Raw genomic sequence first — 20220 nt, 5'->3', positions numbered from 1 at the left:
GACCTGCGGCGTAAGCCGCACGGGGCGGACGTAATAGGGGAAAGGCGCAATACTATAATTAAATGTCGCCTGAAACCAAGAGGGCAAACCACGTCACTGTATCAGCGGGTGTCGTAACCTACTGGCAGAGTGCTGTTTTTTATTTGCTACAGAGGTTTGTACACGGCTCGCGGGTGCGTTGGCAAACGCCAGGTCGCGAATCGTCTGCCTGATGTCGGGGGATTCATGCCACTGAGCTCGGTGGCCACTGTCCAGCGGCGAGCGCATAGTCGAAGCTCCAGAACAACAAGGCAGAGGCGGCCATGTCCACGACCCTGCATCACCGAGCCTGTCACCTGTGCGAGGCTATCTGCGGTCTGAATATCGAAATTGCACAAGCGGCCGACGGCCGCGCGCGTATCGCTTCGATTAAGGGTGATCCGCTCGACCCGTTCAGCCGCGGTCATATCTGCCCCAAGGCGATTGCGCTGCAGGACATTCAGGATGACCCCGACCGCTTGCGCCAACCCCATCGGCGCATTGCCGACCGTTGGCAACCGATCGGCTGGGACGAGGCCTTTGCGCTGGCCGCCGAGCGCCTCTGGAGCATCCAGCAAGCGCACGGGCGCAACGCTGTGGCGGTCTATCAAGGCAACCCCAGCGTGCACAACTATGGCCTGATGACGCACAGCAACTACTTCCTTGGCCTGCTCAAGACCCGCAACCGCTTCTCCGCGACGTCGGTAGACCAGTTGCCGCAGCACCTGACCAGCTACCTGCTGTATGGCCATGGCTTGCTGCTGCCCATTCCCGACATCGACCACACCGATTTCATGCTGATTCTGGGCGGCAATCCGCTCGCTTCCAACGGCAGCATCATGACCGTGCCGGATGTCGAAAAGCGCCTCAAGGCCCTGCGCGCCAGGGGTGGGCGGTTGGTGGTGATCGACCCGCGCCGCAGCGAAACCGCAGCCATCGCCGATCAGCACCTGTTCATTCGCCCAGGGGGCGACGCTGCGTTGCTTTGCGCCATGCTCCATACCTTGTTTGCCGAGGATCTGGCCAAGGGTTCACACCTGCCGGTCAACGGCCTGGACCAGGTGCGTGCCGCCATCGAGCCATTCAACGCGCAGCGCATGAGCCCGCTGTGTGGCGTGGCCGCAGACGACATCCGCCAATTGGCACGCGATTTCGCGACCGCCGAGCGGGCTGTCTGTTATGGCCGCATGGGGGTTTCGACCCAGGCGTTCGGCACCCTCTGTCACTGGCTGGTGCAAGTGATCAACCTGGTCACCGGCAATCTTGACCGCGAGGGCGGCGCCCTGTGTACCGAGCCGGCCGTCGACGTGGTGGGGAGTACCTCCGGCGGGCACTTCAATGCCTGGCAGAGCCGCGTGTCCGGCTTGCCCGAGTACGCCGGCGAGCTGCCGGTGGCGGCCCTCGCCGAAGAGCTGCTCGAGCCGGGTGCAGGGCAGGTGCGGGCGCTGGTGACCGTGGCCGGCAACCCGGTGCTGTCGACGCCCAATGGCCGCCAGTTGGACAAGGGCCTGGAAGGCCTGGAGTTCATGCTCAGCATCGACCTGTACATTAACGAAACCACTCGCCATGCCGACCTGATCCTGCCGTCCACCTCGTCCTTGGAAAACGATCACTACGATACGACCTTCAACCTGCTGGCGGTTCGCAATGTCACCCGCTTCAACCGGGCGATCCTGGCCAAGCCAGAGGGGGCGTTGCACGACTGGGAGATCTTCGTCGGATTGGCACAGGCCTTTGCCCGGCGTGCGCAAGTGGAGTTGAAGCCGACTGTGGCGCCGGCACAGATGATTGACCAGGCACTGCGAACAGGCGGCTATGGCGACGCTTCAGCGTGGCAGTTGTCGCTGGAGACCCTTGAGCAACATCCTCATGGACTCGATCTGGGCGCATTGCGGCCCAATCTGGCCGCGCGCCTGCGCACCGCCAGTCAGGCCGTGGAGGCGGCGCCGCAATTGCTGCTGGACGACCTGCGGCGTCTTGCCGATCAGCTGCCGCCGGCGGCGGGTGAGTTGCTCTTGATCGGACGCCGGCATGTGCGCAGTAATAATTCCTGGATGCACAACTTTCATCGGCTGGTCAAAGGCAAGCCGCGTCATCAGTTGTTGATGCATCCGCACGACTTGCAGCAGCGACAGCTGACCGATGGCCAGTGGGTGCGGATTCACTCGCGCACCGGTGTGGTCGAGGTTCAGGTGCAGGCCAGCGAGGACATGATGCCCGGGGTGGTCAGCCTGCCCCATGGCTATGGGCAGGGGCGCCAGGGGGCACGGTTGCAGATTGCCGGTGCGCAGCCGGGCGTCAGTGTCAACGACCTGACCGACGAGCGCCTGCGTGATGCGGTGTCGGGGAATGCGGCATTGAATGGGGTGCCCGTGCGGGTGGAGGCTGCTTGAAGGGCTGTGACGCCGCTGAGGGCAATACGGGCATCAATCCGACAGCACGCAGGTCGACCCGCCGCCGGCCTTTCCGATACAATGCGTCACCGTGCCGACCATCGAGTCGGAAAGTTCAGACGAGGTGTTCCATGGATATCATCGAAACAATCAAAGAGCAGATTGCCAACAACACCATTCTGCTTTACATGAAAGGCTCGCCGAACGCCCCTCAGTGCGGCTTCTCGTCTCGTGCCTCGCAAGCCGTAATGCAGTGTGGCGAAAAGTTCGCCTACGTCGACATCCTGCAGAACCCGGAAATCCGCGCCAACCTGCCCAAGTACGCCAACTGGCCAACCTTCCCGCAGCTGTGGGTCGGCGGTGAGCTGGTCGGCGGTAGCGACATCGTCCTGGAAATGTTCGAAAAGGGTGAGCTGCAGACCCTGATCAAGGACGCGGCCGCCAAGGCCAAGGCTGCCGAGGCCTGATTCACGCTGATGTCAGAGCGGCCATGCCGTTCTGACAGGCAACAAAAAGCCCCGCTTGGCGGGGCTTTTTTGTGGCAGCGAGAACGTTATTCTTCGCCCATCTGCGATTGCAGGTAGTTCTCGATGCCGATCTTGTCGATCAGGCTCAGCTGGGTTTCCAGCCAGTCGATGTGCTCTTCCTCGGCTTCGAGGATGTCTTCGAGCATTTCCCGCGAACCGAAGTCGCCGACGCTTTCGCAGTGGGCGATGGCGCCTTTGAGGTCGATCAGGCCGCTCTGCTCGATCTTCAGGTCACACTCGAGCATTTCCTTGGTGTGTTCGCCGATCAGCAGCTTGCCGAGGTCCTGAACATTGGGAATGCCTTCGAGGAAGAGAATACGCTTGATCAGTTTGTCAGCGTGCTTCATCTCATCGATGGATTCCTTGTACTCGTGCTTGCCGAGCTTGTTCAGGCCCCAATCTTCATACATACGGGCGTGCAGGAAATACTGGTTGATCGCGACCAGCTCGTTTCCGAGGATCTTGTTGAGATGCTGGATGACGCTTACGTCGCCTTTCATGTCCGGATTCCTGCCGTGTGAAGTGTGTCAATACAGCAAGTTTGAGCCTGGCAACTTCCACTGTCAAACCTAAGTTATTGAATAATAAATGAAATTTAATCGGAATAAGAATGTTTGTGAACCGCGTTAGAGGTCTAACTTGTTGAATTACAGGCATAAAAAAACCGGACACTAGGTCCGGTTCTTCAAATTCGCGGGTTTTTTACGCCACATTAAATTCAACGGGATAGGGCAGGGCGGCCTGCTGGCTGGCTTGAAGGTCGCTCAAAGTCTCGCGCACCACCTGTTTGGCGAGGCAAGCGCACTTGCCGCACTGGCTGGCCACATTGGTGGCTGCCCGGACTTCCTTGTAGCTGCAGCATCCTTCATAGATCGCATCGCGGATCTGTCCGTCGGTAACGCCGACACAAAGACACACATACATAGAGGCTGACCATCGTCGTTGAGTCGATGCGTTGGAGAGTAATAGTAATGAGAATGCTTGTCAAAGCGCTTTGTTGATGAGTATTGATCGGGCGACCGGCGGTTGAATTCGGACTGTCACCCTAACCCGTGTATGATGGTCGGCCTTTGCTGGATGCCTGACGGGTCCCCCGTACGGGCAACGATCTTTCACCATCATCAGGAGATAACGATGAGCGTACTCGTTGGTAAACAAGCCCCCGACTTCACCGTCCCCGCTGTACTGGGCAACGGCGAAATCGTTGACAGCTTCACCCTGTCCGAGGCCATCAAGGGCAAGTACGGCCTGGTGTTCTTCTACCCGCTGGACTTCACCTTTGTCTGCCCGTCCGAGCTGATCGCTCTGGACAACCGCATCCCGGACTTCGCTGCACGCGGCGTGGAAGTGATCGGCGTGTCGATCGACTCGCACTTCACCCACAACGCCTGGCGTAACACCCCGGTCAACAACGGCGGCATCGGCCAGGTCAAGTACACCCTGGCTGCTGACATCGCCCACTCGATCTGCAAAGCCTACGACGTAGAGTCTGCAGACGGTGTTGCTTTCCGTGGCGCGTTCCTGATCGACAAGAACGGCGTTGTCCGTTCGCAGATCGTCAACGACCTGCCGCTGGGCCGTAACATGGACGAGCTGCTGCGTCTGGTTGACGCTCTGCAATTCCACGAAGAGCACGGCGAAGTCTGCCCTGCCAACTGGAAGAAAGGCGACAAGGGCATGAACGCTTCGCCAGAAGGCGTTGCTGCTTACCTGAGCGAGAATGCTGGCAAGCTGTAAGCGCCATGCATGAAAAAACCGGCCCTGGTGGCCGGTTTTTTTTGTTCTTTAGGGGGGCTTTTGGGTTGGGGGCTTATCCGTTTGATGGGGTGACTTTTCTGGCCCCTTCCGCCCTTACGGCGGGTCACTTTTTTTCTTGGAAAAAAGTAACCAAAAACCGCCTGCTCCTGCATCCGGCCCTTCGCTGCGCTACGGGTCCCCTCGCTCCGGTCTTGCTCCGGGAGGACCGCGCTGTACGGCCCATCCTGGGCCTCAGCGCTTTCCGGCCATCCATGGCCTCCACCTCCCTGCGCAAGACCTCCACTCGGCCTCCTGAAGTCGCTGCTAGATCAAGAGCCAGATCAAGATCAACAGCCAGGGCAACGGCAGGCGAATCGCTGCGCTCTCGCTTTGTTTATTTACCAGCGGATTTGTGGGGTGGCTGGCAGGGCTGCGCCCTGCGATTTGTATTGGCAGTACCGGCCTCTTCGCGGGGCAAGCCCGCTCCTACAGGGATTGCGCCGAATTCAAAATTTGCGCCAACCCTGTAGGAGCGGGCTTGCCCCGCGAAGAGGCCCGAATATCCACCACACCTGCCACTATCGAAGACAACGCCAGCCCAGACGCCACCCGTAACTTCGCGACGTCAGGAGGCCGAGCGCAGGTCTTGCGCAGGGAGGTGGAGGCCATGGATGGCCGTACAGCGCGGTCCTCCCGCCGTAAGGGCGGAAGGGGTCATCACAGCCACCAGATCAAATGGATAAGTCCACAATGCCTAGGCCAGCCAATCCAACAGATCCCCGCCAACACTCCGTGAAGACCCTTTCTTGCCTGACTCACACCGCTCTCGCAGACACGCCTGCGATAGCGGCATGGACATCAGTCCCGCCAGCCGCCCATGTCCTTCCAGCGGTTGACGATGCCGCAGAACAGCTCGGCGGTCTTCTCGGTGTCGTAACGGGCCGAGTGTGCCTCACGACCATCAAAGTCGATATCCGCGCTCTGGCAGGCTCGCGCCAGCACGGTCTGGCCGTAGGCGAGGCCGGCCAAGGTAGCGGTGTCGAAGCTGGAGAACGGGTGGAACGGGTTGCGCTTGAGGTCGTTGCGCGCCACCGCAGCGTTGAGGAAGCCGAGGTCGAAGCTGCTGTTGTGACCGACCAGAATCGCCCGCTTGCAGCCGTTGGCCTTGAGGGCCTTGCGCACACTGCGGAAGATTTCGGTCAGGGCACTTTCCTCGCTCACCGCCATGCGCAGCGGGTGATCGAGCTTGATCCCGGTGAATTCCAGGGCAGCGGCTTCGATGTTGGCCCCTTCGAACGGCTCTACGCGGAAGAAGTGGGTGTGTTCAGGGAACAGGAAGCCCTTTTCGTCCATGCCGATAGTGACCGCGGCAATTTCCAGCAGCGCGTCGGTGGCACTGTTGAAACCACCGGTCTCGACGTCGATGACGACCGGCAGGTAGCCACGGAAGCGCTCGGCCATCGGGTGGCGGGGGCCACCGGTTGGAGCATCCTGCTCGTCTTCGTACAGATCTTCACTCACGCGTTTTCCTCCAGCAGGCGCCAGCGCAGTTTTTCACCGGCGCGCAGCGGGATGACAGTTTGCTCGCCGAACGGCAGGCTGCTCGGCGCAGTCCACTCGTCGCGGACCAGGGTAATGGTGTCGGTGTTTGCCGGCAGGCCATAGAACGCCGGGCCATGCAGGCTGGCAAAGCCTTCCAGCTTGTCCAGCGCATTACGCTGCTCGAACGCCTCGGCGTACATCTCGATCGCGGCGTACGCGGTGTAGCAGCCGGCGCAGCCGCAGGCGGCTTCCTTGGCATGCTGGGCGTGGGGGGCCGAGTCGGTGCCGAGGAAGAACTTGCGATTACCACTGGTGGCCGCATCCAGCAGCGCCACCTGGTGGGTGTTGCGCTTGAGGATCGGCAGGCAGTAGAAGTGCGGACGAATGCCGCCGACCAGCATGTGGTTGCGGTTGTACAACAGGTGCTGGGCGGTGATGGTCGCACCGACATTGGCCGGCGCTTCGCTGACGAACTGCGCTGCATCGGCGGTGGTGATGTGCTCGAACACCACTTTGAGCGTAGGGAAACGCTCGACCAGACGGCGCATGTGCTCGTCGATGAAACGCTTCTCGCGGTCGAATACATCGATCTCGGCACGTGTCACTTCTCCGTGCACCAGCAGCGGCATACCGGTCTCGGCCAGCGCTTCGATGGCCGGGAAGATCTTGTCGATGCTGGTCACGCCGGAGTCGGAGTTGGTCGTGGCGCCTGCCGGATACAGCTTGGCGGCATACACGAACCCACTGGCCTTGGCCGCGCGAATGTCTTCGGGGCTGGTGCGGTCGGTGAGGTAGAGCACCATCAGTGGCTCGAAGCGGCTACCTGCCGGACGAGCGGCAAGAATCCGCTCCCGGTAGGCGCCAGCTTCGGCGGCGTCGCGCACTGGCGGAACCAGGTTGGGCATGATGATGGCACGGGCGAAGGTACGCGCTACGTCGCCAACGGTGTGAGGCAGGACGGCACCATCGCGCAGATGGATGTGCCAGTCGTCGGGACGCAGGAGGGTCAGGCGGTCGGACATTGGGAATTCCAGGCGGGTCGAACTCAGGGGTGAATGCTACCGGAAAACCCTTGGCCGAGCACGGCTATCAAGTTTTCCCGCGACCGACCGATAGCCTGCAGGTAAGCCGTCAGAATTTGTGGAGCCTCCCGTGCGCCAGCATTACCTAGCCCTGTTCACTCTGTTTGCCAGCCTGCCGGCAGGCGCACTGACCTTCCAGACCCGGATGGAGAACATCGCCTGGAAGGTCGAGGGCGACCAGTTCGAATGCCGTTTGGTCCAGCCGATCGATGGCTTTGGCAGCGGCGAATTCGTTCGTCGGGCCGGCGAGCAGCCGATTTTCCGCTTGCGCTCGGACACCAATGTGCTCGGCGCGGGCTCGGCGACATTGCTCGCGGCCGCCGCGCCGTGGCAGCCGGGGCGCAGTGATATCAACCTCGGCGCGGTACGCATGGCGCGCACCGGCGTCTTGTTCAGCTCATCGCAGGGCCAGGCCAGCCGCCTGATCAACGGGCTGCTCGATGGGCGCAGTACGGTGGTGCGCAATTATGCCGGTGAAGGCGGGCGGGCCATGGAGGTGCGCGTGTTGCCGGTGAGCTTTGCCCAGGCCTACGGCGACTATCAGGCGTGTGCCAGCAAGCTGCTGCCGATGAACTACGACCAGATACGCCAGACCCAGGTCGGTTTCCCCCGCGGGATCGATCTGGACAGTGATGGCCGGGCACGGCTTGACGTAATTCTCGAGTACCTCAAGGCTGACCCTTCGGTGAACCACATCGAGCTCAACGGTCATTCAGACAATGGTGGCAATCGCCTGGCCAACCGCGAGGACTCGCGCCGGCGCGCCTTGGCCGTGGCCGACTACCTCAAGGCGCATGGCGTACCGGATGAGCAGATCAGCGTGCGCTTCCATGGCGAGCGCTACCCACTGGTGAAGAACAACAGCGCGGCCAATCGGGCACGTAACCGCCGGGTCAATATCGAGCTGGATCGCGTCACGCCGGTGGTAAAACCCGTCGACAAGCCGCTCGAGTCGCCTGCCACTGGGCCTGCGCCAACGGCTGCACCTGCTGCCCCGGCCAGCCCCCCCGCTGCCAAGCAGCTCTAAGCGCTCCGAGCAGAAGTCGCGCTGTCGACAGTTACTGTCGCTTTGTCGTCAGAAGCTGTCGCCCCACTGTAAATTTTGCCGCGACGCCGGTAGAATCAATCGCTTTCCGTACAACCCCGTGGAGTGATGGCATGGCGGACGTAAATAAGGTCGTACTGGCGTATTCCGGCGGCCTTGATACTTCGGTGATTCTCAAGTGGCTGCAGGATACCTACAACTGCGAAGTGGTGACCTTCACCGCTGACCTGGGGCAGGGCGAAGAGGTCGAACCGGCCCGCGCCAAGGCTCAGGCGATGGGCGTGAAAGAAATCTACATCGACGACCTGCGCGAAGAATTCGTGCGCGACTTCGTGTTCCCGATGTTCCGCGCCAACACCGTCTACGAAGGCGAGTACCTGCTGGGTACTTCCATCGCTCGTCCGCTGATCGCCAAGCGTCTGATCGAAATCGCCAACGAAACCGGCGCCGACGCCATTTCCCACGGCGCGACCGGCAAAGGCAACGACCAGGTGCGTTTCGAGCTGGGTGCCTATGCGCTCAAGCCGGGCGTCAAGGTTATCGCTCCATGGCGTGAGTGGGACTTGCTGTCCCGCGAGAAGCTGATGGATTACGCCGAGAAGCACGGCATCCCGATCGAGCGTCACGGCAAGAAGAAATCGCCGTACTCGATGGACGCCAACTTGCTGCACATCTCCTACGAAGGCGGTGTCCTGGAAGATACCTGGACCGAGCACGAAGAAGACATGTGGAAATGGAGCGTTTCTCCGGAAAACGCCCCGGACCAAGCGACCTACCTCGAGCTGACCTATCGCAATGGTGACATCGTCGCCATCGATGGTGTCGAGAAGTCCCCGGCTACCGTTCTGGCTGACCTCAACCGCATCGGCGGCGCCAACGGTATCGGTCGTCTGGACATCGTTGAAAACCGCTATGTCGGCATGAAGTCGCGCGGCTGCTACGAGACGCCAGGCGGCACCATCATGCTGCGCGCCCACCGTGCCATCGAGTCGATCACCCTCGACCGTGAAGTCGCTCACCTGAAAGACGAGCTGATGCCCAAGTACGCGAGCCTGATCTACACCGGTTACTGGTGGAGCCCGGAGCGCGTGATGCTGCAGAAGATGATCGATGCTTCGCAGGTCAACGTGAATGGCGTGGTGCGTCTGAAGCTGTACAAAGGCAACGTTACTGTTGTTGGTCGTAAGTCGGATGATTCGCTGTTCGATGCCAACATTGCGACGTTTGAAGAGGACGGTGGCGCCTATAACCAGGCTGATGCTGCTGGCTTCATCAAGCTCAATGCCCTGCGTATGCGGATTGCTGCGAACAAGGGTCGTTCGTTGCTGTGATCTGGTGCTAGTTGCTTGAAATGAACCCCGGCCTGGTGCCGGGGTTTTTTTTCGGGTGTTTACGGGGGGGGGGGGCCTCGCTCCGGTCTTGCTCCGGGAGGACCGCGCTGTACGGCCCATCCTGGGCCTCAGCGCTTTCCGGCCATCCATGGCCTCCACCTCCCTGCGCAAGACCTGCGCTCGGCCTCCTGAAGTCGCTGGTAGATCAAGAGCAAGATCAAGATCAACGGCCAGGGCAACGGCTGGCGAATCGCTGCGCTCTCGCTTTGTTTATTTACCAGCGGATTTGTGGTGTGGCTGGCAGGGCTGCGCCCTGCGATTTGCATTGGTAGTACCGGCCTCTTCGCGGGGCAAGCCCGCTCCTACAGGGATTGCGCCGAATTCAAAGTTTGCGCAATACCTGTAGGGGCGGCGGTGCGGCGATCCGACTTGTCCCGCGAAGAGGCCCGAATATCCACCACCCATGCCACTATCAAAAACAACGCCAGCCCAGACGCCGCCCGTAACTTCGCGACTTCAGGAGCAAGACCGGAGCGAGGGAACCCGCAGCGCAGCGCCGTAAGGGCGGAAGGGGCCAGTAGTGCCACTACATCAAATGGATAAGCGCACAATTCCAGAGCCAAACCAAGTCATGAAGTACCTCCAAATCACCCTGTCTCCATGACTTCAGCACGCCCCAATCAAAACACCGAGCGCTTCTCGTCACTGGCCATGGCACTCACCGACAAACCAATCCGAATGCGCGTTTCAAGGTTGAACAAAGTCCAACTCTGCGCCTGCGGATCCGCCTGATTGATGCAGCGCAGTACATGCGCCTCGATCATCTTGCCAGCCTCCGGGCCCGACAAGGCAATGATCCTGTCGTCCCTGAGTTCGCCCTGCACCTGAGCCCTGTCAGCCTCCTCATGCGGGCCGGGCAAGTACAGGCTTTGATGGTTGAAGTTCAACGTAAGGAAGAACAATACCGTGAGGAAGAACGGGAAACCTACCAGGAACCAGGTATAGATCGTCTGGCTCTTCTCGCTGAGAAACGGCAGAGACGCCAATGCGGAAGCTTCGATGATGCCCGCGAAGATTGCTATGAGCGTCAGCGGGGTCAGGCTCTTTTCTATCTTCATGACGCGGCCCTGCTTCTGTTTTGTGCATGTGTACGGCAAGCGGGAGGGCTAAGGCAGATGGCTCGATTGCTCTAGTAGAGGTGGTTGCCGGCCATCGCGCCACTCACCCCGCGGCTATCGTTTACCTGAAATTGAGCCATTCAAAATGTTTAGCCGAGGTTCACTTTGACAGTGCAGAGCCGCGAAGACACAGGCTGCTAATGCCAAGTTTGTAGGACGCTTCCTTATTTAATGTAAGTTCCATCTCTGCATCATTTGAATGGGCAAGGCGTCGCGCCATTAGGCGTTGCGCTCGGTTATGGTGGTGCCTGGAAAAATAACGAATCAATGGATATCGCATGAATAAAGTGCTTATCGTGGATGATCATCCGGTTATTCGCCTGGCCGTACGCATGCTGATGGAGCGGCATGGCTATGAGGTAGTGGCAGAATCCGACAATGGCGTGGATGCGTTGCAACTGACCCGCGACTACCTGCCGGATATCGTCGTGCTGGACATCGGCATTCCCAAGCTCGATGGGCTCGAGGTGATCGGGCGTATCCACCTGGCCAGCCCGTGCAGCAAGGTATTGGTCCTGACCTCGCAGGCCCCAGGGCATTTTTCGATGCGTTGCATGCAGGCCGGAGCCGCCGGGTACGTGTGCAAGCAACAGGAACTGACCGAGTTGCTTAGTGCGATCAAGGCAGTGTTGTCGGGCTACAGCTACTTTCCCAACCAGGCCCTGCACAAGACACGCGGCAGTTTGAACAGAGGAACCGAGACTGAAATGGTCGATCGTCTTTCCGCCAGGGAAATGATGGTGTTGCAGCAACTGGCGCGGGGCAAGAGCAACAAGGACATCGCCGACAGCATGTTTCTCAGCAACAAGACGGTAAGTACCTACAAGACTCGCTTGTTGCTCAAACTCAACGCCCGCTCGCTGGTAGATCTGATTGAACTGGCCCAGCGCCATGGGCTGAGCTGAACTCCCCCATGGCTGTTGACTGCCCCGCGCACTGGCACTGTCGACCGGTTCGCGGGTCAAGTCGGATCACCGCTCATGCGCGTACGACTACATGTCGTAATCGTAATCAGAGAGCTGGCGCTGCAGCCGCCGTTCTTCGAGGAGGTTATCAATGGTGCGGCGCTTGTTCAGGTTGGTCTTCGCGACTTCCACCTGAGGCTGCGCGTCTTCATCTGCGTCGCTGGTGAAGTCTTCGTCGATCGACAGCTCGTCTTTATCGGTACTCATGCGTTGCTCCAAGCCAAGGGGCCATTGGCCGTCCTTATAACGAGAAACGCGATGCCGGTAAAAAAGATTTTTTCAATCGTACAAGCCGGTTTTTAACTATCGGCTCAATCGTCCGAGGTCTTCAGCTTGTATTCGCACAGGTCTTCGATGCGGCAACTGCCACAGCGCGGCTTGCGGGCCTGGCACACGTAGCGCCCGTGCAGGATCAGCCAGTGATGGGCGTCGAGCAGGTAGTCCTTGGGAACGAACTTCATCAGTTTTTTTTCTACCTCCAGCACGGTCTTGCCAGGGGCGATCCCGGTGCGGTTGCTGACCCTGAAAATATGCGTATCAACCGCCATTGCGGGCTGGCGAAACGCCGTGTTGAGCACCACATTGGCGGTCTTGCGACCAACGCCAGGCAACGCTTCGAGCGCCTCGCGGGTCTGCGGGACTTCACTGCCATGCAATTCAACAAGCAGGCGGCAGGTCTCGATAACGTTTTTCGCCTTGCTGTTGTACAAGCCGATGGTGCGGATGTATTCACTCAAGCCATCGACCCCCAGGGCATGAATCGCCTCCGGTGTGTTGGCAACCGGATACAGGCGAGCGGTGGCCTTGTTGACGCCGACGTCCGTAGCCTGGGCCGAGAGTATTACCGCAATCAGCAGCTCGAACGGCGTGCTGTAGGCGAGTTCAGTTTTCGGCTCGGGGTTGTCTTCGTGCAGCCTGCGAAAGATCTCCAGGCGTTTGGCAGCATTCATTGGGTCAAAGGTTTCCTTGCCGACGAGAGGGGGCGAGCCCCGGACGCAGGCGATTGTACAAGGCCAGCAGCAGGCCGAGCAGTATCAATCCACCGGGGGCGAGGCTGATCAGGTGCAGGCCGGCGACGTTGCCCAGCCATTGCCGGAGGATACCGAGCAGCAGGCACAGCACCACCAATCCGCTCAGGTGGAGGGCGAGCGTGCGCCAGCGGGCCTCCTTGGGCAGCAGTTGATCGGCAGCCAGGCATTGCAGGCTGAGCAGCGCCGGGTAATACCCCAACGCCAAGGCCATGGGTAGTGCCCAGGCGCGCAGGCCTAATTGCAGGCAGCTTGCCAATGCGGCGATCAACAGCAGGCTTGCAGCCAGTCGGGCGGTGTGGCTGAGCCCTCTGGCCAGGACTGCCAGCAAGGCCTGGTGCAGGACCATCAGCAAGGTCGAGCAAGCGGCAATGGCTGCCGCGTGGGGCAGCGTGCGGGTGGCCCCGAGCAGGGGCGCGAGGCTGATGCCCAACAGCCAGAATCTACTCACGGCGGGTCTCCAATAAACGCGCTTGCTGGCTATCGAAATAGCGCAAGGCATCCTGCAGCGCATCTAGTACCGCGCGCGAGGTGACCGTCGCCCCGGCCAACTGATCGAAGTCGCCTTGGTCACGCCTCAGCGCCCAGCCGTCGTCGAGGCTGCGTCCGGTGAACTGTTCCAGCCAGTGCAGGCTCGGGTCTACCAGCCTGTCACCCAGGCCCGGGCTCTCCTGCTGCTGCACAACCGATATGCCGAGCAGGCGTCCGCTGCGATCAATGGCGATCACCAACTCGATTGGGCCGGCGTAGCCTTGAGTCAGGCTGCGCAACAGCACGGCGCTGGGTTTACCCGCTTGAGTGGCGCGATAGCCGGCGAGCAGCTGGCTGTGCTCAAGCTGGGTGACAGGCAGGTCAAGCGGCGCCTGCAGTGGGTCGTTATCGTAGCTGGCGCTAGGGAGCACGGTGAGCCACTGGGCATTATCCAGCTCGCGCTGGGCCTGCTCGATCGGTGCGCGCGTACAGTGCCGCAAGGTCAGGGTGGCCGCTACCGACAAGCTGCCCAGCAGTGTCAGCAACAGCGCCTGGCGCGCCCAAGCGTTCATGGCGTCACCTGTTGGCGGCTTGCTGCCAGGCGGTCCAGGGCGGGCGCGGCAAGGTTCATCAGGAGTATGGCGAAGGCCGTACCGTCGGGATAACTGCCCCAGGTTCGAATCAGGTAGACGAGCGCGCCGACGCCAATGCCGAACAGCAGGCGGGCCAGGGCGAGCTTCGGCCCAGAGATGGGCTCGGTGGCGATGAAAAAGGCCGCGAGCATGCTCGAGCCGGTAAACAGGTGCAGCAGCGGCGAGCCGTTCGAGTCGGAGCCTGAGCCGTTCCAGCACAGCAGGCTGAACAGTACCAAGGCGCAGAGCACGCCAACGGGGGCGTGCCAGCTGAACACCTTGCGCTGGAGCAGGAACAGCCCACCCAGCAGAAACGCCAGGTTGACCCATTCGCTACCGTGGCCGCCCACCCTGCCAAACCCTGGATGCTGGGCGAACAGTTCTTCCACGGTCAGGCTGCGGTTGTGACGCAGGGCATCCAACGCTGTAGGTTGCGCCCAGGCATCGATCCCGCTGTCGCCGAACACCCGATACAGCGCCTCCATCAACCCGGGGGGCGGGCCGGGCCAGTGGTTCATCTGCTGGGGGAAGCTCAGCAGTACCGCGACATAGCCGACCATCGCCGGATTGAACAGATTGCGGCCGACGCCGCCAAAGGCTTGCTTGCCGAGGCCGATGGCGATGCTGGCAGCGATTGCTGGCAGCCACCAGGGGGCGTAGGGCGGCAAGGCGGCTGCCAGCAGCACGGCGCTGACCAAGGCGCTGCCATCGAGAAGCGTCGGCGACAGCGCCTGAGCGCGCAGCTTGAGGATCAAGGCTTCGCTGGCCAAAGCGAACACAGTGCAGAGGATCAGGTTGAACAGCACGCCCCAACCGTGCAGCCAGCAGAGCGCCAGCAGACCCGGCAGGCAGGCCAGCAACACTTGTCCCATGGCGTCACGCACGCGTAGATCAGCTGTCTGGCTCATTGTGTAAAGAGTCCATTGAAGCCGCAAAAGGCCATGGCCATCACGCCAGCGCCTATCAGCACGATGGGCAGACCGCGCAGGGCGTGGGGGATGTCGGCGTGCTCGCTGCGCTGCTGCAGGTCGTCGAGCCAGGCCAGGGCCAACCACAGGGCCACGCCGGCGCAGAGCCCGCCAGCCAAGGTCGATGACCAGCTGCCTGGCTCGTTGGCCACCTGCAACATCAGGCCGAGCACCGTCACGTTGCCCAGCAGCGCTGGCCGCAGGGCTTCGATGGACGCTTCTGGGTGCAGGCGGGCGAGCAGGCTGGGCAGCCACCAGGCCAGCGAAGCCAGCAACGGCAGCAGCGCGAACAGTTGCAGGTCGTGCAACTGCAAAGGGTGCAGGACCCGCTCTACCAGTAGTTTTGCCCCGATCATCCCTGTCAGCATCAGCAGTGCGCAACTCGCGCCGAGCAGGTGCACCTGTGCGCGGGAGCGCGGTCCAGGGGAGAGGATCAGGTGATTGACCAGCGCCGCGCTGACCACAACCAGAACATAGTCACTCATGGGGATGCCGAAAGCCGTGGGCTGCAGTGAGTATATCCGGCACCGCGGCAGGCAATGCAAAAGCCCCGGCGCTAAGGCCGGGGCTTGGGGGCGTTACTTGATGCGCTGACCCGGCTTGGCGCCGCTGTCAGGGCTGAGCAGGTAGATTTCTTCACCGCCAGGGCCGGCAGCCATGACCATCCCTTCCGACACGCCAAAGCGCATTTTGCGTGGCTTGAGGTTGGCAACCATCATGGTCAGGCGGCCTTCCAGCTTGGATGGGTCAGGGTAGGCCGACTTGATCCCGGAGAACACATTGCGGCGCTCGTCGCCGATGTCCAGGGTCAGTTGCAGGAGTTTGTCTGCACCCGCTACTGCCTCGGCCTTGACGATCAACGCGACACGCAGGTCGACTGCAGCGAAGGTGTCGAACTCGATTTCTTCGGACAGCGGGTCCTTGCTCAGTTCACCGTTACCAGCAGGCACTTCGCCTTGGGCGGCGAGCAAGTCTTCCTTGCTGGCAGCGATCATGGCTTCGACCTTGGCCGGCTCGATGCGGCTCATCAGCGGTTTGAAGGCGTTCAGCTGATGGTTTTCCAGGCGCGACTGGTGGTCGTTCCAGGTCAGTGGCGCAACATTGAGGAACGCCTCGGCGTCGGCGGCCAACAGCGGCAGTACCGGCTTGAGGAAGATCACCAGTTGGCGGAACAGGTTGACGCCCTGGGCGCAGATAGCCTGCACTTCGTCCTGCTTGCCTTCCTGTTTGGCCAGCGACCATGGGGCCTTGTCGGCGATCCAGGCGTTGGCGCGGTCGGCCAGGGCCATGATCTCGCGCATGGCACGGGCAAAATCGCGCGCCTCGTAAGCTTCCGCAATGGATGGTGCTGCGGCCAGGAACGCTTCAGTCAGCTCGGGAGCGGCGTCGCCCTCGACCAGTACGCCTGCATTTCCTTTGTGGATGAAACCGGCGCACCGGCTGGCGATGTTCACCACCTTGCCGACCAGGTCAGAGTTGACCTTCTGCACGAAGTCTTCCAGGTTCAGGTCGAGGTCATCGACGCCACGGCCCAGCTTGGCGGCGTAGTAGTAACGCAGGTATTCCGGCGCCAGGTGATCAAGGTAGGTGCGCGCCTTGATGAAAGTGCCGCGCGACTTCGACATCTTCGCGCCGTTGACGGTCAGGTAGCCGTGCACGTTGATCGCGGTCGGCTTGCGGAAGCCTGCGCCTTCGAGCATGGCTGGCCAGAACAGGGCGTGGAAGTTGACGATGTCCTTGCCGATGAAGTGGTACAGCTCGGCGCTGGAGTCTTCTTTCCAGAAGGCGTCGAAATCCAGCTCGGGACGGCGCGCGCAGAGGTTCTTGAAACTGGCCATGTAACCGATCGGGGCGTCCAGCCAGACGTAGAAGTACTTGCCCGGCTCGCCCGGGATCTCGAAGCCGAAGTACGGCGCATCGCGCGAGATATCCCACTCCTGCAGGCCGGAATCGAGCCATTCGGCGAGCTTGTTGGCCACCGCATCCTGCAGGGTGCCGCTGCGGGTCCACTGCTGGAGCATGGCCTGGAAATCAGGCAGCTTGAAGAAGAAGTGCTGGGAATCCTTGAGGACCGGGGTGGCACCGGAAATCGCCGACTTGGGGTTCTTCAGCTCGGTCGGAGCGTAGGTGGCGCCGCATTTCTCGCAGTTGTCACCGTACTGATCGTCGGCCGCGCACTTGGGGCAGGTGCCCTTGATGAAACGGTCGGCCAGGAACATGCCCTTTTCAGGGTCGAAGTACTGCGTCACCGAACGGTTGGCGATGTGACCGGCTTCGCGCAGGCGGTTGTAGATCAGGCTCGACAGCTCACGGTTTTCTTCACAGTGGGTCGAGTGGAAGTTGTCGAAGTCGACCAGGAAGGCGGCGAAGTCGCTGCTGTGCTCGGCCTGGACATTGGCGATCAGTTGCTCCGGCGTAATGCCTTCCTTCTCGGCGCGCAGCATGATCGCCGAACCGTGGGCATCGTCGGCACAGACATAGATGCACTGGTTGCCGCGCAGTTTCTGGAAGCGAACCCACATGTCCGTCTGAATGTACTCGAGCATATGGCCAAGGTGGATGGATCCGTTGGCATAGGGCAGGGCGCTGGTGACGAGAATCTGACGTGGCTCGGACATGGTGGCTCGGCTACTTACTCTGGCTACGATGAAAAACAAGGGTGATCGGCCACTATAAAGGCACGGCAAATATATTTCACCCCATCGACGCGCCTGCTGACGATTGACGGGTTAGCATAGGCGACTGTTTCAATTCCAGATCTTGCCTACGGGAGCCTCCATGAGTGCCGTCACACGTGCCGACGTCGAAGCCGTCCTTCGCCAGTACACCGACCCCTACCTGAACCTTGACCCGGTCAGCGCCGGTTGCGTGCGCGCCATCGACGTCCAGGGCAGCCAGGTCAGCGTGCAGCTGCAGTTGGGTTATGCCGCAGGGTTGTTCAAGAGTGGCTGGGCGCAGGTACTGCAAAACGCCATTGAAAACCTCGATGGGGTCAGCGCTGCGCAGGTCTCGATCGATTGCGTGATTGCTGCGCACAAGGCTCAGGCGCAAGTGCCGGGCCTGGCCAACGTGAAGAACATCATTGCCGTGGCCTCGGGCAAGGGTGGAGTGGGCAAATCGACCACTTCGGCCAACCTCGCCTTGGCCCTGGCTCGCGAAGGCGCCCGGGTGGGCATTCTCGATGCCGACATCTACGGCCCCAGCCAGGGCGTGATGTTCGGTATCCCGGAAGGCACGCGTCCGCAGATTCGCGAGCAGAAGTGGTTCGTGCCGCTCAAGGCGCATGGCGTTGAAGTCATGTCGATGGCGTTTCTCACCGACGACAACACGCCGATGGTCTGGCGTGGGCCGATGGTCTCCGGGGCACTGCTGCAACTGGTCACCCAGACTGCCTGGGACGATCTTGATTACCTGGTGATCGACATGCCGCCGGGCACCGGCGACATCCAACTGACGCTGGCACAGAAAGTCCCGGTGGCGGGTTCGGTCATCGTCACCACGCCGCAAGACCTGGCCTTGCTGGATGCGCGCAAGGGCGTGGAGATGTTCCGCAAGGTCAACATCCCGGTGTTGGGCGTGGTCGAGAACATGGCTGTGCACATTTGTTCGAGCTGTGGCCATGCCGAGCATCTGTTCGGTGAGGGTGGCGGTGCGAAGCTGGCGGCGCAGTATGGCGTCGAACTGCTGGCTTCGTTGCCGCTGTCGATGCTGATCCGCGAGCAGGCTGACAGTGGCAAGCCGACTGCGATTGCCGAGCCCGAAAGCCAGATAGCCATGGTTTACCAGGAGCTGGCGCGTCAGGTCGGTGCGCGCATCGTTCTGCAGGAAGCCGCTACACCGGCGATGCCGAGCATAACGATCAGCGAAGACTGATGACGCCACCGCGGCTCGCGCAGAGCACATCTCACCTGTAGGAGCGGGCTTGTCCCGCGAAGAGGCCGGCCCGGGCAAGCCTGATTTATGGCACCGGCTGCGCCGGTGTTCGCGGGGCAAGCCCGCTCCTACAAGGAGGGGCGTTGTGAACACGGTTAGCGTCAAACAGGATATGCTGCCAAACACCAGGCATAAAAAAACCCGCCGAAGCGGGTTTTTCTGAAGCTAAACTGACTTAGGCCAGTTGAACTTCTTCAGCCTGCATGCCTTTCTGGCCGCGGGTAGCGACGAAAGTAACAGCTTGGCCTTCTTTCAGGGTCTTGAAGCCGTCAGCTTGGATGGCTTTGAAGTGCACGAACAGGTCGTCACCCGATTGAGGGGTGATGAAGCCGTAGCCTTTTTCATCGTTGAACCACTTGACGGTACCGTTTTGACGGTTGGACATGTGTCTGTCTCCTTGGACAAAGTAAATTTCGGCACAGGAAACGCCCTGGCCGGACTGAGTGCAAAGAGTAGGAAAATTCAGCGATGGGCCGATGGAAATCGTGCATCAAACTAGAGATTCTCGGTGTCACGTGCAGCACAGTGGCGTCACCTTAACCCACTTTCCCCAACCTGCCAATGGTCAATAGCCGGTTTGATGAAATTCGGATCGGCGGCGGCCGCAGGCCCCGTCCGGCACGGGATGCGGCACGGAACTTTAACCCAGGCCCCGGGACCGGTAAGATGCGCATCTTGTTTTTCACCTCGCACTCTCAGGACACCCCCCGCCATGAGCATCAAATCGGACAAGTGGATTCGCCGCATGGCGCAGGAACACGGCATGATCGAACCGTTCGTCGAGCGCCAGATGCGCGGCGAAGCAGACAGCCGGGTCATTTCGTTCGGCGTCTCCAGCTACGGCTATGACGTACGCTGCGCCGACGAATTCAAGGTGTTCACCAACATCAATTCGGCCACCGTCGACCCGAAGAACTTCGATGCCGGCAGCTTTGTCGACGTCAAGAGTGACGTCTGCATCATCCCGCCAAACTCTTTCGCCCTGGCGCGTACCGTCGAGTACTTCCGCATTCCGCGCAACGTCCTGACCATCTGCCTGGGCAAGAGCACTTATGCGCGCTGCGGCATCATCGTCAACGTCACCCCACTTGAGCCAGAGTGGGAAGGCCATGTGACCCTGGAATTCTCCAACACCACCACATTGCCGGCCAAGATCTACGCCAATGAAGGCGTGGCGCAGATGCTCTTCCTCGAATCCGATGAAGAGTGCGAAGTGTCCTATAAGGACCGTGGCGGCAAGTACCAGGGCCAGCGTGGCGTGACCCTGCCGCGGACCTGATCCGACGAGCGCGGGGAATTACTTTCCCGCCTGGCACTCCAACGATTGAACAGTTCCGGCGCGCATGACGTGCGCCGGCTCTCGTCAGGAG

21 protein-coding genes are annotated in these 20220 nt (G+C 60.9%); 8 read left to right on the top strand and 13 right to left on the bottom strand.

Going from position 1 to position 20220, the window contains the following annotated elements; translation table 11 throughout:
* Positions 1–302: 302 nt before the first annotated feature.
* Positions 303–2411: a molybdopterin oxidoreductase family protein gene (locus tag J3B00_RS23570; protein ID WP_209872780.1), complete on the top strand. Its 2109-nt coding sequence runs from the start codon at positions 303–305 to the stop codon at positions 2409–2411.
* A 131-nt stretch (positions 2412–2542) separates the two neighbouring features.
* Positions 2543–2878, top strand: a complete 336-nt coding sequence (grxD, locus tag J3B00_RS23565; RefSeq protein WP_209872777.1) for a Grx4 family monothiol glutaredoxin — start codon at positions 2543–2545, stop codon at positions 2876–2878.
* A gap of 86 nt (positions 2879–2964) precedes the next feature.
* Here the strand turns inward: grxD and bfr are convergent, their stop codons facing one another.
* Complete coding sequence (gene bfr / locus J3B00_RS23560; protein WP_209872774.1) at positions 2965–3438, bottom strand: bacterioferritin; 474 nt, start codon at positions 3436–3438, stop codon at positions 2965–2967.
* A gap of 202 nt (positions 3439–3640) precedes the next feature.
* Positions 3641–3862: a bacterioferritin-associated ferredoxin gene (locus J3B00_RS23555; protein ID WP_209872770.1), complete on the bottom strand. Its 222-nt coding sequence runs from the start codon at positions 3860–3862 to the stop codon at positions 3641–3643.
* Between the two features lie 210 nt (positions 3863–4072).
* Between J3B00_RS23555 and J3B00_RS23550 the strand changes: the two genes are divergently transcribed.
* Positions 4073–4675 carry a peroxiredoxin C gene (locus J3B00_RS23550; RefSeq protein ID WP_209872767.1) on the top strand — a complete coding sequence of 201 codons (603 nt, stop codon included), beginning with the start codon at positions 4073–4075 and terminating at the stop codon, positions 4673–4675.
* A gap of 858 nt (positions 4676–5533) precedes the next feature.
* Here the strand turns inward: J3B00_RS23550 and rnt are convergent.
* Entirely contained in the window at positions 5534–6196 is a 663-nt protein-coding gene (rnt, locus tag J3B00_RS23545; protein ID WP_209872746.1) for a ribonuclease T, read from the bottom strand.
* On the bottom strand, positions 6193–7239 hold the full coding sequence (gene pyrC / locus J3B00_RS23540; RefSeq protein WP_209872743.1) for a dihydroorotase: 1047 nt from the start codon (positions 7237–7239) through the stop codon (positions 6193–6195). Before pyrC ends, rnt begins: the two co-directional genes overlap by 4 nt.
* Before the next feature lie 130 nt (positions 7240–7369).
* Between pyrC and J3B00_RS23535 the strand changes: the two genes are divergently transcribed.
* Together J3B00_RS23535 and J3B00_RS23530 are read left to right on the top strand one after the other, a co-directional pair.
* Positions 7370–8326 carry an OmpA family protein gene (locus J3B00_RS23535; RefSeq protein WP_209872740.1) on the top strand — a complete coding sequence of 319 codons (957 nt, stop codon included), beginning with the start codon at positions 7370–7372 and terminating at the stop codon, positions 8324–8326.
* A gap of 131 nt (positions 8327–8457) precedes the next feature.
* On the top strand, positions 8458–9675 hold the full coding sequence (locus J3B00_RS23530; protein WP_209872737.1) for an argininosuccinate synthase: 1218 nt from the start codon (positions 8458–8460) through the stop codon (positions 9673–9675).
* 680 nt (positions 9676–10355) lie between these two features.
* On the opposite strand, the gene J3B00_RS23525 is transcribed toward J3B00_RS23530, so the two are convergent.
* Positions 10356–10793 (bottom strand): hypothetical protein, encoded by a 438-nt coding sequence (locus J3B00_RS23525; RefSeq protein WP_209872734.1) that lies wholly within the window; start codon positions 10791–10793, stop codon positions 10356–10358.
* Between the two features lie 338 nt (positions 10794–11131).
* Between J3B00_RS23525 and J3B00_RS23520 the strand changes: the two genes are divergently transcribed.
* Entirely contained in the window at positions 11132–11758 is a 627-nt protein-coding gene (locus tag J3B00_RS23520; RefSeq protein WP_209872731.1) for a response regulator transcription factor, read from the top strand.
* Positions 11759–11845: 87 nt separating this feature from the next.
* Here J3B00_RS23520 and J3B00_RS23515 read toward each other — a convergent pair whose 3' ends face one another.
* The 7 genes from J3B00_RS23515 to metG form a co-directional block, all read right to left on the bottom strand.
* Positions 11846–12025 (bottom strand): hypothetical protein, encoded by a 180-nt coding sequence (locus J3B00_RS23515; RefSeq protein ID WP_209872728.1) that lies wholly within the window; start codon positions 12023–12025, stop codon positions 11846–11848.
* A gap of 104 nt (positions 12026–12129) precedes the next feature.
* Positions 12130–12768 carry an endonuclease III gene (gene nth, locus J3B00_RS23510; RefSeq protein ID WP_209872725.1) on the bottom strand — a complete coding sequence of 213 codons (639 nt, stop codon included), beginning with the start codon at positions 12766–12768 and terminating at the stop codon, positions 12130–12132.
* A gap of 4 nt (positions 12769–12772) precedes the next feature.
* Positions 12773–13297 (bottom strand): Rnf-Nqr domain containing protein, encoded by a 525-nt coding sequence (locus tag J3B00_RS23505; RefSeq protein WP_209872722.1) that lies wholly within the window; start codon positions 13295–13297, stop codon positions 12773–12775.
* Positions 13290–13889: an RnfABCDGE type electron transport complex subunit G gene (locus tag J3B00_RS23500; protein WP_209872718.1), complete on the bottom strand. Its 600-nt coding sequence runs from the start codon at positions 13887–13889 to the stop codon at positions 13290–13292. The genes J3B00_RS23505 and J3B00_RS23500 overlap by 8 nt, the downstream gene beginning before the upstream one ends.
* A complete protein-coding gene (locus tag J3B00_RS23495) occupies positions 13886–14857 on the bottom strand; it encodes an RnfABCDGE type electron transport complex subunit D (RefSeq protein ID WP_209872714.1) in 972 nt (323 codons plus the stop codon). Before J3B00_RS23495 ends, J3B00_RS23500 begins: the two co-directional genes overlap by 4 nt.
* Complete coding sequence (locus J3B00_RS23490) at positions 14854–15402, bottom strand: Rnf-Nqr domain containing protein (RefSeq protein ID WP_209872711.1); 549 nt, start codon at positions 15400–15402, stop codon at positions 14854–14856. The genes J3B00_RS23495 and J3B00_RS23490 overlap by 4 nt, the downstream gene beginning before the upstream one ends.
* A gap of 93 nt (positions 15403–15495) precedes the next feature.
* Positions 15496–17535, bottom strand: coding sequence for a methionine--tRNA ligase (metG, locus tag J3B00_RS23485; RefSeq protein ID WP_209872708.1), 2040 nt, complete (start codon positions 17533–17535; stop codon positions 15496–15498).
* A 160-nt stretch (positions 17536–17695) separates the two neighbouring features.
* Here metG and apbC point away from each other — a divergent pair, with 160 nt between their 5' ends.
* On the top strand, positions 17696–18790 hold the full coding sequence (gene apbC / locus J3B00_RS23480; RefSeq protein WP_209872705.1) for an iron-sulfur cluster carrier protein ApbC: 1095 nt from the start codon (positions 17696–17698) through the stop codon (positions 18788–18790).
* A 235-nt stretch (positions 18791–19025) separates the two neighbouring features.
* On the opposite strand, the gene J3B00_RS23475 is transcribed toward apbC, so the two are convergent.
* Positions 19026–19235, bottom strand: a complete 210-nt coding sequence (locus tag J3B00_RS23475) for a cold-shock protein (protein ID WP_209872702.1) — start codon at positions 19233–19235, stop codon at positions 19026–19028.
* 327 nt (positions 19236–19562) lie between these two features.
* On the opposite strand from J3B00_RS23475, the gene dcd reads away from it, so the two are divergent.
* Positions 19563–20129: a dCTP deaminase gene (gene dcd / locus J3B00_RS23470; protein ID WP_186556221.1), complete on the top strand. Its 567-nt coding sequence runs from the start codon at positions 19563–19565 to the stop codon at positions 20127–20129.
* Positions 20130–20220 lie beyond the last annotated feature (91 nt).

Source organism: Pseudomonas sp. BP8 (assembly GCF_017875955.1).
GTDB lineage: Bacteria > Pseudomonadota > Gammaproteobacteria > Pseudomonadales > Pseudomonadaceae > Aquipseudomonas.
Note: the sequence above shows the minus strand (reverse complement) of the source record. Positions and strands in the feature narration are given on the sequence as shown.

Excerpts from the sequence above, each read along its gene's own strand:
- J3B00_RS23570 (WP_209872780.1), top strand. The coding sequence starts at position 303 with ATGTCCACGACCCTGCATCACCGAGCCTGTCACCTGTGCGAGGCTATC.
- grxD (WP_209872777.1), top strand. The coding sequence starts at position 2,543 with ATGGATATCATCGAAACAATCAAAGAGCAGATTGCCAACAACACCATT.
- bfr (WP_209872774.1), bottom strand. The coding sequence starts at position 3,438 with ATGAAAGGCGACGTAAGCGTCATCCAGCATCTCAACAAGATCCTCGGA.
- J3B00_RS23555 (WP_209872770.1), bottom strand. The coding sequence starts at position 3,862 with ATGTATGTGTGTCTTTGTGTCGGCGTTACCGACGGACAGATCCGCGAT.
- J3B00_RS23550 (WP_209872767.1), top strand. The coding sequence starts at position 4,073 with ATGAGCGTACTCGTTGGTAAACAAGCCCCCGACTTCACCGTCCCCGCT.
- pyrC (WP_209872743.1), bottom strand. The coding sequence starts at position 7,239 with ATGTCCGACCGCCTGACCCTCCTGCGTCCCGACGACTGGCACATCCAT.
- J3B00_RS23530 (WP_209872737.1), top strand. The coding sequence starts at position 8,458 with ATGGCGGACGTAAATAAGGTCGTACTGGCGTATTCCGGCGGCCTTGAT.
- J3B00_RS23525 (WP_209872734.1), bottom strand. The coding sequence starts at position 10,793 with ATGAAGATAGAAAAGAGCCTGACCCCGCTGACGCTCATAGCAATCTTC.
- J3B00_RS23520 (WP_209872731.1), top strand. The coding sequence starts at position 11,132 with ATGAATAAAGTGCTTATCGTGGATGATCATCCGGTTATTCGCCTGGCC.
- J3B00_RS23515 (WP_209872728.1), bottom strand. The coding sequence starts at position 12,025 with ATGAGTACCGATAAAGACGAGCTGTCGATCGACGAAGACTTCACCAGC.
- nth (WP_209872725.1), bottom strand. The coding sequence starts at position 12,768 with ATGAATGCTGCCAAACGCCTGGAGATCTTTCGCAGGCTGCACGAAGAC.
- J3B00_RS23500 (WP_209872718.1), bottom strand. The coding sequence starts at position 13,889 with ATGAACGCTTGGGCGCGCCAGGCGCTGTTGCTGACACTGCTGGGCAGC.
- J3B00_RS23495 (WP_209872714.1), bottom strand. The coding sequence starts at position 14,857 with ATGAGCCAGACAGCTGATCTACGCGTGCGTGACGCCATGGGACAAGTG.
- J3B00_RS23490 (WP_209872711.1), bottom strand. The coding sequence starts at position 15,402 with ATGAGTGACTATGTTCTGGTTGTGGTCAGCGCGGCGCTGGTCAATCAC.
- metG (WP_209872708.1), bottom strand. The coding sequence starts at position 17,535 with ATGTCCGAGCCACGTCAGATTCTCGTCACCAGCGCCCTGCCCTATGCC.
- apbC (WP_209872705.1), top strand. The coding sequence starts at position 17,696 with ATGAGTGCCGTCACACGTGCCGACGTCGAAGCCGTCCTTCGCCAGTAC.
- J3B00_RS23475 (WP_209872702.1), bottom strand. The coding sequence starts at position 19,235 with ATGTCCAACCGTCAAAACGGTACCGTCAAGTGGTTCAACGATGAAAAA.
- dcd (WP_186556221.1), top strand. The coding sequence starts at position 19,563 with ATGAGCATCAAATCGGACAAGTGGATTCGCCGCATGGCGCAGGAACAC.